Origin of the sequence: Paenibacillus sp. FSL R7-0313 (assembly GCF_037969885.1) — a bacterium.
Lineage (GTDB): Bacteria > Bacillota > Bacilli > Paenibacillales > Paenibacillaceae > Paenibacillus.
The window spans coordinates 207,260-222,122 of record NZ_CP150219.1; the positions used below are offsets into that span (position 1 = coordinate 207,260).

Annotated in this window: 4 protein-coding genes; 1 reads left to right on the forward strand and 3 read right to left on the reverse strand. The window is 50.3% G+C overall.

Annotated features, from left to right (window positions below):
• Window positions 1-14: 14 nt before the first annotated feature.
• On the forward strand, window positions 15-962 hold the full coding sequence (locus NSQ38_RS00790; protein ID WP_339786266.1) for an AraC family transcriptional regulator: 948 nt from the start codon (window positions 15-17) through the stop codon (window positions 960-962).
• A 106-nt stretch (window positions 963-1,068) separates the two neighbouring features.
• Here the strand turns inward: NSQ38_RS00790 and NSQ38_RS00795 are convergent, their stop codons facing one another.
• The 3 genes from NSQ38_RS00795 to NSQ38_RS00805 are packed head-to-tail and all read right to left on the reverse strand — an operon-like array spanning window position 1,069 to window position 14,676.
• Window positions 1,069-8,760, reverse strand: coding sequence for an S-layer homology domain-containing protein (locus tag NSQ38_RS00795; RefSeq protein WP_339786268.1), 7,692 nt, complete (start codon window positions 8,758-8,760; stop codon window positions 1,069-1,071).
• 21 nt (window positions 8,761-8,781) lie between these two features.
• Complete coding sequence (locus NSQ38_RS00800; RefSeq protein WP_339786270.1) at window positions 8,782-13,944, reverse strand: hypothetical protein; 5,163 nt, start codon at window positions 13,942-13,944, stop codon at window positions 8,782-8,784.
• 21 nt (window positions 13,945-13,965) lie between these two features.
• Complete coding sequence (locus NSQ38_RS00805) at window positions 13,966-14,676, reverse strand: serine protease (RefSeq protein ID WP_339786272.1); 711 nt, start codon at window positions 14,674-14,676, stop codon at window positions 13,966-13,968.
• Window positions 14,677-14,863: the final 187 nt, after the last annotated feature.

A 14,863-nucleotide genomic window follows, 5' to 3' on the forward strand; every position in this document is an offset into this window, starting at 1 on the left:
AGGAGTCCTCGAACATGCCCAAACCGAAGAAACCTGTCATTGAATATCGTCACTATAGCCTGCCCATTGATTTTCCTGTCCTGTTGCTCAGTGGAGACCGCTGGAGAATATCCGATATCAAGAGTGAGCATCTTCATTTCCATAACCACATGGAGATTGGCATCTGTTATTCAGATGGAGGCATCATGGAGATTAAGGGAGAATCTGTGCCTTTTCGGGCAGGCGACATCACGTTCATTCCCCGATACCTTCCGCATACCACATACAGTTCGCCTAATAACGCCAGCCTGTGGGCTTATATCTTTTTTTCACCGGAAGAACTCTTCCGCCATTCGCTCAAAACAGCACAAACTCACATTGAACCGAATCTATGGGCGATTCAGGGAACCAATTGCATTCTGAATAAGGAACAGCATCCCAAAATTCACACACTCGCAACATCAGTGGTAGAAGAGATTAAGCAGCAGTCCCCCTATTATCGGGAGAGCGCGTACGGCTTGTTGATGTCTCTATATATCGAACTGCTTCGAATTCATGCGAGTAGCGAGCGTTTGTCATCTCAGGATCAGGAACGGGAACGAGACCTCCAAGGTGACTTGGTCATCTCACCCGTGCTGGAGTTTATCACCAAAAATTTTATGATGCCCGTGACCATCGATTACCTCGCTGAACTGTGTCATCTGAGTACAACGCATTTTCGCCGCAAGTTCCATGAAATTATGGGAACCACACCGCTTGATTTTCTGAACAGTACCCGGATTGAAGAGGCATGCAAACGATTAAAAAGCACAGAGGCCTCCATCCTGTCCATCTCCGAGCAGGTTGGCTTCCGATCCATCTCCAGCTTTAACCGCTGCTTCGCCAAACTGATGGGCGAATCACCTAAAGCCTGGCGCAAAGGGGCTCATACAGAAGCACAGTCTGCAAAAGCGTCGATATTGGAATTCACGGGTTGGGTATGAATTCACGTACAACATATTGAAATAACCTTTCTCATAAAAAGATACAAAAAAGCCCGAAAGTCGCAATGACTTCGGGCTTTTCCAGTTCAAATCAACAACTTCATGTTTACAGCAAATCCAGTTCCACAAGTAATCTGCGGATAAGAGTTGCCATCTCGGCACGAGTTACCGGAGCTTTTGGCTCAAGTGTCGTTGCCGATTTGCCTTGAATCAGACCCAGTTTCACCGCTCGTGCGGCACTGTCTTTGGCCCAATCAGACAACGTAGACGCATCGGTATAACCGTCAAGGCTATTAGCTGCACTACTCACAGCTGGCGCAGTATGTCCTGCCATCTCATATGCACGGATCAGCATGACCATTACTTGCTCACGTGTCATGGCATCCTGTGGACCGAAACGATTACCGCTGTAGCCTGTCATGAGGCCATAGGCAGTTGCCGTTTGCACCACATCGTTGTACCAATCCACTGCTTTAACGTCTGCGAATGTTGAACTTGCGCCTGTATCTGGTTTCAGGCCAAAGGCTCTCACCATCAGTGCAGCAAGCTCTGCCCGAGTCATGCTACGCGAAGGCTCATAGCGAGAAGTCGACACGCCATTCACAACCAGACGTGAGGCCAGATCATGAACCGCTTCGCTTGCCCAGTGACTCTTCATGTCACTAAACGAAGTGTCATATCGGATCGGCAAGTACACGCTGTTGGTCATGCTGCTTGCGATGGCAACCATTCGGCCGTCCCGCACTTCGAAGCGAGTAGGCACATGCCGCAAGCTGCCATCAGACTCAAGAACGACCACGGTTGATACGGAGCGCTCGTCCTCTCCAACCGGCAGGTACAGTTCTTTGGTTGTCATTTTCAAAAGTTTATCAATCTCGACTGACTTGGTACCGTCACTCGCCGTCATGTTGAAGGCAACCGGGGTTCCTCTTGGAATCATGCGGCCTTCACTAGCAAGCTTCGCAGCAAGCCGTTCGTATGCCTGATCCGGTTTACCTACATTTAAGCTTACTTTGATATCTTCTGCCTTTTGCGCCGGGAAAGCTGCTTCAAGTGCGTTCAGATCAATGGCATTCCAATCCAAACGGTAGCTGCCCCAATCGCTTTCCAAATCCATCGAAATGTCTTTGGCAGCGAGTTGTTTAATCAGATCCGCATCCAGTTCGAAGCGTAGTTGCTCCAGTTGGCCTGCAACGTGCAGACGAATTCGCTGTCCTTGCTTGGCTGCATCAAGCAGCGCTTCTCGCACAGGATGAGCAACCACGGTTGGACCACTTACGCCTGGCGTAACATCGACCAGCAACAATCCATCCTTCTGCACTGCATCCAATTCCAGAGGTATCTTCATGTCTTTACCTCCAACGGCACTATCGATGGCTACACCACCCACCGTTAACGGACCAACAGGCACATTCGATGCCGGTGGTTTGCTACCGCCTGAGCTTGGCTCGCTTGGTTCCACGCTTGAAGAGATCCGCTCATTCACCTTCACCGCAGCAGAGGATGCTGTCGTGAGTTTTGGCTCACTCGTTGTTCGTTTGGCGATAACAACCCATTCGCCTGGTTTTGCTTTGATGACTTTATCGGAAGGCAGCGTGTTCCATCCGCTGATATCCTGTTCAAATGTAGGCAACATCACTTGCGATTGGTCTGTGAAAATACGGTATGCCAGTTCACTTCCAACCATGTTGCCTTTGTGTCCGGCAGCGCTGATCGAGACACGTGTCTCTCCCTTTTTGCCGGTGCCGATCGTGGATGCTTTGATCGTATCCATGTAATCCGGTGGTGCAGCTCCCGTCTTCGGTGCAACAACGGATACGATATCCGTTGTGCTGAGCTCCGTACCTTGCCATGTATAATCGGCCTGGATTAGAGCAGCTCCAACACGTTTTCCGTTAAGAAGGCCATCATCCTGAACGGCTGCGTTCGCTTCACCCATAACCACACTATAGGTGATGCTGTTGTTGTCTGCGAGTTCACGAGTTCCATCCGTATACTCCACATAAGTCTGAACCGCAGCTTGTTCTCCACCAGCAACAAGTTCATCCGGCATAACCAGCTTCAGTCTGCGCGGCAGCTTGAAGTCGCCGTTCAGCACCTCGACAACCGCAGAGTTCACATTGCCTGCCGCGTCCTCGGTTTTAATGCGGAGACGGGTCTTCATGCGATTCACATCAATCGGCACCTCATGTTTAAAGACTCCGTTCTCGTCCGGTTTGAACTGTGCCAATTCTTGATCACTATCGGCATCCGTAACTGTCACTTGGGCGTCGGTCATCGTTGTACCCTGTACGAGCGCAACGCCTCCCTGTACCCGTTCGCCTTGTGAAGGTGAATCCAGATAGATCATCGGAGCCGTCGTATCAATCGTGACATACAGCATCGTGACGGACGTATCCCCTGTGCTGGTATTGCGAGCTTTGAGCTGAACTGCGTATACACCATCTACCTCAAAGTTGAACTTCAGCTTGTCTGTTGTTGCAAGGTTAGTAGTGCCGAGCGAACCATCGTCCGTCGAAGCCTCTACAACCACGTTTGACTGATTCGAAGCCACGTTCACGGTTACCTGATTTGAACTTGTAACAACCTCGTATTTATTGTTGACCACTTGTTTGTTATCGAGCGAAAGCACTGGCCCTGTAGGGGCAGGAAGCAGCTTCGACCCGCTATACGTTGTTGTAGATAAACGAAGATTCGCTTGCTCATCGGAAGCCGGTTTGCGTGCGACCGTAACGCCCATACGATACGATTTGCCCGGCTCCAGTCCGGAATGGCGTACCTCTTTATCCTCCATGGCAATGGTGCCGTCTGCATTGCGCAGCACTTTGCCGTCCGCACCCAGCTTAGGTGTTCCTAGTGCATTCCATCCGCCCACGGTCACATGATACTTGCCATCCTTGAGCGTGGTTTTCAAGTCGGATTCACTGTATCCTTCTTCGCCGAACGGATCATACAGATGTCCTTGCTCATCCGATGCGGTCAGGATATAAGTGAATTCTTCCGCTTCTTCTTCGGCTGTTTTGGTGATCGCCGGGAAGGCCACCTCGAACTGCCCGTTACCGATGCTTCTCGTTTCCACCGCTGGCACGGCGTTCGGAGCAAACGGATCTACGAGCGTATAACCTTCTTGTGAAGATAAGACAGAGAATGCCATGTCCGTTTTCAGTTCCGTACGCAGATAATATGTGCCTTGTTGCAGCAAACCACGAAGGTCTGCTCCGCCGAGGTACGCAATCTGCTTCACGTCAAAGGTCATCTCGCCGGATGCACGACCGTCAGCACCAATATCGGCACTTTCAATCTCAATGCCTTTGGCAATCATGATCCCTGGATCAATGGATTCATCCGGTGTAGGCGTTGCCTGTAAACGGTCCGAAGACAGATACAGATCAACCGTATCTCCAGGCGAAGCGTTGTCCACGGTCCAAGTTGCCGTGAATTGGTCCGCATCCTGTGTATCTACTGCAAGTTCCGTCGAAGACAGTTCCGGAAGTACCGGAATGTTCATCAGCTTGGACTTGACCGATTGACTGGACGTCAGTGTCCAGCTTCCCGTTTTTGCGTCTTCCTGTGGAATTGCTACATAGATCCGACGGATATCGGTGCCCTGAAGCTCTTCTTTTTTGGTCACTGTTGTACCATCGCTCTTCAGATCACCCTCTTTGGGTGCTTTGATAATCTGTTCAAACGCCGTTGCGTTCCGATCCGTTGCTTCTCCGTACACGATATCATACGTACTGCCGTCGTCACGCTTCAGAGTCAGGGTAGGTCTGGTTGTTGTAAAATACTCCAATTCAAGGAGCGCATCCCCTGTCACTCCGCTCATCGGGATCACATGTGTTTTCCCTCCATTGGACGTACGAATGCCGCCAATGCCAAGGTTTTGCGAGCTATCCTCGATCATATCAATGCCGTCCCCAACGGCGGTATACCGAATCTCGTAACGCTCAGGCTCCTCATTTTCCCATGAGGTCGCAAGCGTCTCTATTCCCGTTCCGATCTGTAACAGGCGCGGACCCTGTTCTGGATCATTAATGGCCAGATGTGCGAGTGCCTCGTTATCCAAAGCCGATCCATCAGTCATGAATGAGATGCCGCCGCCCCAGTAATATTTGATGCCCAGGGTGAGGAATAACAAGGAAATCCCTGCCCACAGTTCATCGTTATTAACGCCTGCACGGGTTCCAAATCCTAAACCGCCGACAACCGGCACTGAACTTGGTATCTGTATTTTGGAGCTGACCATGCCTTCAAAATCGACTCGGCCCTTCTCCAGGTTCTCACCAATAAACAAGCTGGCACTGCCCACAATGATATCCCAACCACCAACATCAATCTGTGCCCGCGCACGGATAAACATTGGACTGGCCCATTGAGTTTGAACCAGTGCTTCCGTCAGCATCGGGATGACTTTGCTGCCTTCACCAAAGCCGAGTTTGCCCACCACTTTGAATCCGGTAGCTTTGAGCGTCAGGTCTACACTACCTGAGAAAACAGCCGGTTTCTGACCCAGCTCCATGTCGATACCTGCCTCCAGCGTCAATGGCAAGCGCTCGGTACCACCGGCAATTGTCATCGCAAGTTCACGGATTGCGCCGCGAATACTTGAGATTTTGGTAGCTGGATTGATCATGATGCCCGGATCAGGAAGGTCCGATCCAAAAGCAATGACGTCGGGAATAATCCGTCCGTCGGGCACCCGTTTAAAGGCAAGTTCCGCACTAATGGAGAACAAGTTTTCCAGTTTCGCCTCGAAGTTAACGCCGTACGAATTCATGACACCGTATTTGTTCGGGTCTTTATAGTGGGTAACATTGATGCCACCTTTTACACTGTCCTCGGAGTCCGGTTTGAACAAACCGATTCTATTATCCAGTTCAAACGCCAGTGAGGAATCGATGCCTACAAATCCCGATTGGTTGAACATAACGTTGCTTACTTCCCCATTTACAATAAACATCTTCATTGCACCACCGAAGGACACACCATCCTGCCGCAGCACAAAGTCATTGAGTTTCAACCCAAAGCCATTCAGCGAGAAGGTAGGTGTTGAAAACAACGTGTGTTTATTAAAGTACACATAGGAGACAAGCAGATTGCGGTATGGATTGAGCGCATCGCCCAGCATACCGTTAGCCCAAGTCAAGGTTCCGTTCAGGGTAGGGTCTTCCGGATTGCGTCCTTCCTCCCATGCCTGCTCTTCATCCGTCAGCTTTGATTCCGTTCCGAGTGACTTATCGAATCCGTTGTAGAAATCAACGGTCCATTCGCCGGAATGGAATACGAACCCGCTGTTTGCCACACTTAGGGTACCGTCGCCACCCACAAAGAGGGTTTGCAAGAACGGCGTGTCCGTATTTGCTCTCAAATCTTTGGCGAGCGGGAAATTCCCTGTTGAAATGGTGAGGTCTTTCCCGCTGTAAGCTACACTCTTGTTGAGAATCGCAGGTTCTGTATCCGATTGAACCGTGTATTGGGCGTTTGCACCCGTACCGGATTGCACGATCTTACCGCGGACTTCCAGAACAACCTCCTGTTCGGTATCATCATCAAGTCCTTTTTTAAACGTTTCGAAGGCTGCTTCATTTTCGAACGTCTGGACCGCATATACCGGCGAAGCCGATACATCGATGGCTCCAGCTACATCCAGAGCAGGGTCCAGCTTGCGTGAAGCTGCTACCATTTCCTGCTTGGCAGCAGTCAGTCTCGCCCGATCCTGATCCAGCTTTGTTTTGAACTGCGCGTCCGTCAGGTTACCGTACGTCCATGGCAGCACGCTCGCAAACGTCGCTTTCTCAACAGCACCTGCGTTTAGGTCCAGTTTAGTTTTATACACAGCGAGAATTCCGGCTTTGCGAACCCGGTTCTCTTCGTTCTCGGTTATGGCAAAAGTCTGGTCGGTCTTGAAGCTCAGCGCTTCGGCCAGCTCGGGAATTGACTTGTCCCGATAGTCCACTTGCACGGCATATTCTCCAAGCGGCAAGAACGCATCGTTCAGCACTTCAAGCGTTGTGCCGTCCGCCTTCACCTTTTCCCCGCCACGATATACCAGCTTCAAATCTCCCGCGAACCCGTTTCCAAGTGGCTGGGATGTTACGGAACGGGTCACCGGCACTTTGTAACGATCCCCGTTCTTCACGTTCACCAGATACATGTCAAAGTTGGCAGCGGTAGACGTTGCTTCATTACCAACATTGTAGGCAGCGATATTGGACACGTTCAGCGTGATGTACTTCTCGTCCTTGCTGTACGCTTCCTCCGGTGACATGGCGTAGACCAACGTCTCTCTTAATTCGCCAACCGGTGGCAGGAAAATAAAACCTGCTCTTGACGATTCATAGATTGCGCGAATTTCCGATTCCGGCAGCCCCTCGCTCTCTTGAGCAGCCGTCTCCAGCTTTTTCTCTGTCTCCGGGCTGCTCACCGTCACCATATATTGGCGCGTTGAAGGCCAAGCTTTACCTGTACCCTTCACTCGCCATTTGGCTGCGACGACCTCGCCTGGTTTATACGGAATGAATTCAATGCCCTGTGCAGCTTGTTCCGGCGGAACATCCTTGCGGAAGGTAAGTTTCTGGCTTGTTGCATTGAGTTCCTTCCCGTTCTCATCCACAAAGCTCAGACCGTTCTCCAGTGTCAGAGTCACATCAATCTGGCTATGGTTTGTGTTGAACATCTCCAGGTTCTCGATCTCCGTGTTCACTTCGAACACGCCGTCATTAACGTAACCCGTCTCTTCCTCATTGGTCTCCAATTTCTGCGTTGGATCCAGGAAACGAACATCAAATACCTTCTCCGGGGATACAATCTCTCCCAAACCGTACACCAGTTCATACGAGTGCTGCGCGCCAGCTTGAACCGTATCAGGCTCCCAATAGAAAGCCACGGCCGTATCGGCTGTACCGTAGTCATTTGTATCCTGCGTAAAATCAAGATTCTCGTCAGGTTCATATTCCCATTTCGTTCCGGCGAGATTGGCCCAATGGCCTACTACCATTTCATCAACGATGTTAATACCGCCCTCGAACAAGTTGTTGAATCCATAGGCAATGACATTTGTCGCCAGAGGATTGCTCAGATCAAGCTTGTCCCGCATCACCCAGTACGGTGGCAGTTTATGCAAATTGTATGCCTGCTCGTCCACGTTTTTGTCATAACCGAGCTTCTCTGGCTCATGAACCAGTTTGCGCTCCACCGTAAGTGGAACGGAATAATTCTGCCCGATCTGGAAGGCCGGGCCGTCATTGCCACCAACCGACGTGTCCAGCAATACACGTGACGCAATCTCTACCTTGGCATTTGTCGTATTCTCCACTACATATTGAACACGCGCATTACCGCCCTGATCCTTGTCTTCCTTCAAAAGCAAAGTGATCACTTGGCTAATACGAATGCCCTGAACGGTCCATACGGTCACGAGACTCTGGGTACCGTCATTTCCCGTAACGACCTTTGGAGGTGTAACCTCCGAGGTCCAGTTCGGTGCCATTTTATACGGATTACCAAAGATCAGATCCGTTCCGTTGATGCGGAAGGTCGTGAACGACGTCTCCGGGTTATCTCCACCAAAGATCATATCCACGCCGTTATCCTTTTTGCGGATTGGCTGGCCGTCTTCTGTACGAATGCTGAAGCGTCCACTTGCATTGTCCACTGTTACCTTGATAAACCCGTTCTTAATGGATGTCGTTCCCGCTGAGGAAACGGCCGCTGCCGCGATGTGAAGTGGCAAGACGCTGATCAGCATGACCATGGCCATCAACGTTGCGATTATCCGAATAATTTTGTTCCGTCGCATGGGTGAACCCCTTCCGTTTCTCTAATTGGCCCGATTAACAAGCAGCGTGGAGTATACGCGTTCGCGCTCCTGATTTTGCACAATGATGGTGTACCATCCTGCTTTGGGCAGTGTAATCTTGAAGTCTTTGCTGATCAGTTCCTTATAGGTCACTCGGGTAGCGATATATTTCATCTGTCCTTCGCGCACCAGACCCGGGAAATAATAAATGTCGTACGTGCCGCGTTCGTTCTCCAGCTTGGTTCCGCCAGCAGTCTCGATCGTACGGAAGTTGTTCACATTGAACGTGACCGTACCTGTATTCACGATTGCTGTTTCGGATTCGGTATCCGACAACGGAATGCCATTGGCCGTAACAAACATGCCATCTGTCGAACGAACAAACACCGTTTGCATCGCGTAACCTGCATTGCCGAGTTGGTCCTTCGCGGTGTAACGAATGGTGTGTTTACCCGTCACCGTCAGGTTCAGTGGTTTCTCCACGTATTGTCCGCCTTCCAGCACGTATTCAGCAGCCGTCACCTGAATCTGCTCCGCAGATGTGAGATTATCGCTCACTGTGTATCCGCCCAGATCGGTGACCAGATCGAAGCCTGATTTGTTTTGCAGAACCGTGGTGGAAGCTTTGTTCAGACGGATCGTTGGTGCCGTATTATCGAGACCCGCAATCGTAAAGTTGACCTGTTTCTTGTTACCAAGTACGTCTGAAAGTAAAATCGAATGCTCGCCATTGCTGGCGTAGTCGCCGCTAAAGCTGGCTACCGGGGTTGCCCCGGCATAGATCGTATTTCCTGCTACTACAGATGATGTCATCACAAAACCTACACGCACTTTGCCTTTGGAGTAAGCCTGATCGCCGATCTGCACCAGCTTGCTGTCATCGATGATCTGTCCGTCGTTGTCTACCCGAACCATCGTGATCTCTTCTACAGCTGGGATAGATCCAACGAGTGTTGTAATCGCATCGGACTCCAGCTTTGCATTGTTCCCGGCGGCATCTGCCAGCGAGAAGCGTGCTTTACTGCCTGAAGTCATGACCAATGAAGATTGGTTCGTCCCCGAGCTATTGGACACCACCTGGTAATCCTGAACTTGTCCCTGTTTCGGCAGCACTTGCGCCACAATCAGATTAGACACGATCACATTACTTGTTGTCGGTGCTGCGAAATGAGTAAATTCTCCGTTTGCATTGTATCCATCACCCGCGCTATCCACGACAGCAGTACCACTACCGTAACGAATCAACGCTTTGAGATCGGGATGGTTGTAGTGCATGACAATATCTGCTTCCGGCGGCGTGGTATCGATGTTGCTCACCGTTGCCGTCACACTCCCCGTAAAGCCAACCGCATCTTCGTACTCAAACGTGAACTCTCCGTTCTCGCGGAACGTTCTGGACGATGTCGGCAGATTGGTGATGCGGATCGGTTCACTCGATTGCAGACTTACTTTAACCGTGCCATTCGTTGCCGCAATCGTGGAACACTTCACGTTTACCATTGGCGGCGTATCATCGAAGTTGGAGACCACGATGAACACGGTTGCTGTATTGCTGCCATCCTTCACGGTGAAGGAGTAACTTCCGTTGCGGTATATTTTGAACCGTTTGTTCGCCTCCAGCGTTTCCGGCATTTCCGGGTTGCTGTTCGTTGGTTTCACGGTCTTGCCATCAACGAGGTCGAACAGGATCTCTTGTCCTTCGTTCTGCCCACCATCCTGCACCTTCTCGCCTCCGCGAACCGGCATGATCTGCTCCAATGAAGCAAGCCCATATGCAGGGGCATCCTGAAGCTCGATCTCAGGTGTTACGATATCGCTGATATTGTCGTAGTAACCTTTGAATTTGACCCGAACCTGTGACTTGAGTTGTCCCGAATCGTTTGTATCAACAGGAACGCCGACATAGTTCGTATACGGCAGCCAAGTGCTCCAATTGTCTCCGCCGTTGGTGGAAACGGAATAAAAGTAACCTTCCTGTGCTGGCACATCAACCGTCAGTTCCATAATAGCGGTGTACCCGTCATCTCCTGGACCTTCTGTCCGAATCAAACGCGCGCTGCCAACGGGTGGTTCACTGCTCAGATAAAACACGGAGAACAGACCACTTGTGTGGTAAAGCTTACTGTTACCCAAGCTATCGCTGGCATGGATGTATAGACGGTAATTACCGTTGTCGTTTTTGTTGTCTACCTGCAAAGTGATCAAACGATCCGCAGGCGAAACGCTCCAGCCCTTGCCTTCCGGATCTGGTTCCTTCTCGTCTTGCCCGTCAACAACCTTGATCCATTGGTACCGAATGTTCTTGGCTGCAACACCGTTAAAGTCCACCAGCGTGTCAGACACATCAATCTGTACCGTCTGCTCTGGCATCGGATACAGATAACCCTGCGAACCGAATTTCGTGACAGGTGGCAAATGGTCGAATTTGTACTCCTGATAATAGTAGTAATAACGTCCGGTATCCTGTTGCTTGATACGTACGTGGGCGTACCAGGTCCCGTTCAACGTTTTGTCGGCAGGGAAGCTGTAGCGCTCGGCGGGAACATCCCCCAGCTTTGTTTCCTTCGGTTCATCCTCAAAAGCAACCCATTTGCTGTTGCCCACAGGACGTTCAGAGCTTTCACTGTATTGATATTCAATCGTATCGATTGGAACACCGGCTACGTTGAAGTCGGGTCCGTCATTGATCGCATAAGTGCCAGGATAGGCTTTGAACTTGGTTGAGATGACAAGCACATCAACTGCTTTTGGCTCGGCGGTGGCTGAATGGCCCGCCACATCCTCGGCTTTCGCATGCAGCTCGTATTGTCCACCTTTGGAGATTGCTGGATCATTCAATGTCGATATCTCAGCTTCACCTTGTGCGTTCAGCTCGGCATCCTGCCACCCGGAAGCGACTGGGCTCTTGCCCACTGCCACGAACTGGTATTGCATCTTGTTATTTTTAATAGAAGAAGTCGGATCAGCGGCCTTAACCGTAATCTTCACATTGTCGGAGTTATTGTCCACGATGTTTGCAACTTCGACGGTTGGATCGTCATTATCAATTTTCAACAGGCCGACATGGTACGACCAATTGGAATCATCCTGTTTGAAATCGGCCAAAGGCCACTGCATCGTATTGCCGTAATCGGACAGATTTGGCAATATACTTGAGCGATAATATTCCTCCAACTCAGCAGGTGTGGCATCCGGATGTTGGGCAAGGTAAGCCGCACGTTCGTTGCTGCCTTTGTCATATTGCATCCGCTGACGTGCCGAGTCCCAACTCATATCCGCAGTCCATGTATGCAAGTACCAGTTCCCGTTCAAACCTGTGCCGTCATCCGGCAGTTCTACTTTCACGCCATTCTGTCCGGTAGACAGTACAACGTCCTGGAAACCAGATGCATACAATTCTTCAGAAGGCTGCTTCTGCGTCAGGGAATACCGTTTCACTGCGGCAAAGTTGTCGTTTTGCCCAGCGAAGGGATTATTCGGACTCTGGTTCAACACATAATACACGAGCCCTGAACCACTGCCTGGACGGAACAATCCTTTGCTCGTCTGACCGTTCAAGTCCGGATCGAATGCATTGATCGTGAATGATCCATTTCCTACGTATTGTCCTTCGGGAATAATCTCTCCATCCTGATTTTCATAGACAAAATTCACTTCAGGTGCCGTATTGTCCACAGACAATCCAGCCCAATCAATCTTCTTGACTGGCTCAGTAAGCACGTTACCGGCGTAGTCCGTCAACGCCTTTCCGTCGCCAGGATTGCTGGCATGCTCCAAAGCAGCTGTCTCCAGCAATGACGTTTCAATGCTCTTGCCGTCTGGCACTGTCATACGGAACGTCCATGTATTCGTGTTCTGGCCGCCGACATATGCGGCGGTCAAGCCGTTGGCAAACTTGAGTCGTGTATCCTCGGTCGGGGTAAACGCGCTGATCACCTGTTCGTTGAGGTACACGGTAAAATCAACAACGTCGCCCTTGTTCAGCACAAGTCCCGTTAATACTTCAGGCTGCACGCCGTTGCGGGATGCTGAGTACTGAGGTACACGTGCGTCGATAATGGTACGGAACGTACCGCCCGGGTTTGCGTTATCTGCAAAAGGAACTGTTCCAATGCCGTTAAAAGCTGCAACGGGATTACCCGCACCATCGATGAAACCAGCCTCATTCATCCGTTCGAGTAATGTTGGACGATCCTCCTCGGAGGGCGCAATCAGACGCTTCGGATCAATAGGAATGTTACCTGTGCTATCATTTAACGCAGCCTGATAACGAAAGTTAAAAGTGGAACGTGCATAACTGTTCAAATTCAGTCCACCCGCCGCAAAGTCGCCGTATCCGCTATCAGCGCTCGTTAGATAATAAACGGACGGATCGAAGCCGTCTCCACCCGGATTACTGAACAGTTCCGTACGCATAAAGCTGAATTTGCCATCAATCCGGTCAGAGGCATCCTCTGCAGTCGACGGAAATACCGGTTCGCTGAAGTTCAGCGCGAGGTTGAGGTTGCTCCCTTGCTTCAGGAACAATTCGTTCTTCTGTACCGCCGGATCAGCATTGAATCGAACTGCCCCGGTATGGGTCAGTGTATTGCCGTTGTATGTAGGCGGTGTGATGTCGGCGAAATAGAGTTCAATGTCACTGGCGCTTTTAAAAAAACCAAACAATGTGATCTCGATCGTATCATTGGGTCCAAAAGCGATCCATGACGAATTAGCCGATTTATCATGATTGAACTGATTGAACTTCTCTTTGCCGTTAACATCGACTCGGACGTTCATACCACCAATTAAAACGTCAATTGATCCAATCTTAAGGAGCATTCTGGCGTCTCCACCTTCAGCCAATCGTCTTAATGATGGATTGTTCGCCACCGAAATCTTGGCTTTGAATGAACCTGCTCCCTTCGTTCTAACATGACTTGCACTTACGGTTTCAATATCTTCCTTCTGCATTGATGTACCCGGCGCTCCGGCAGCAAAAATACCAAAGCTGTTCGCCTCGAACTTTTTAATATTATTGTTCCAGGAAGACATGTCTCCCCGATTGATGATTTTTCCGCCACCATTCGGAATATAAATATCCGTGTACTCCGCAGCTGCGGAAACGGTCGGCAGGTGTGGCCAGCTCACAGACGTCAACGTCAGCAAGGCAGCAAGCAGGCAGAGTGATAACTTTTTGAACATGCGAGATTCCCCTTTTTCCCGTTATGTATTCGACTTCTTCATCAGCTTGCGAATATCTTCGATCGTTACACAGATATGAATGCCATTCATTGTCCGGAACGAACCGGAGATCAATCCGATCACGCGACCCTCTTCATTTAACAAAGGACCACCCGACATGCCCGCAGACACCTGCGCGGAAGTCAGCAAGCGAACGACATCGTTCACCTCAGCGGTTGGTGCATTCACGATGCCCTCCGTAATGATCTTGCCATCCTTCAGCGGGTATCCGATGGCGAACGATCGTTGCCCATATCTTGCAGACTGCTTGTCCCCTGACAGGGTAAGTACCGGACGTTTTTTGCTATTCTGCACAGACAGCATAGCTACATCGGTATCCGTGTCAGTGCTCAGAACCGTTATCTTTTGGATGGAACCATCTTCAAATACCGCCTCGAAAGATATCCCGTCCTTCACAACATGGGCTGCTGTAAGTGCTCTACCATCATTGATCAGAAAACCGGTACCTACCGTCTTGAGCGTTCCGTCCTTGCGATACGCTTTCAAGTAAAAGACAGCTTGCGCCGCGGACTGATACACTTTTTCAGCTCCCGATACGGCCACTTGTCCGGTCCCAGCTGCTTTTGCGACAGATGAACCCGTATACCCATTCAGACATACCACAGCAATCAGTACAGCCAAAATGCCAATCATCCGCGGCCGCAGACGCCAAGATGTGATGCTTCTCTCCATTTTCTCAACTCCATCAGCCCATAGTCGCGCAAAGATAGGTCTTTCGATGCTTTTTCTGCGTCCGTTCGACATATCTTGCTTCCGCATTATAATGGATCACAATAAACAAATAATAAACAGAAAAAAATGTCGAAATGTGATTGCGCCCCCCAGAGATATTCGCTACAATGCCGATAGAATACAAGAG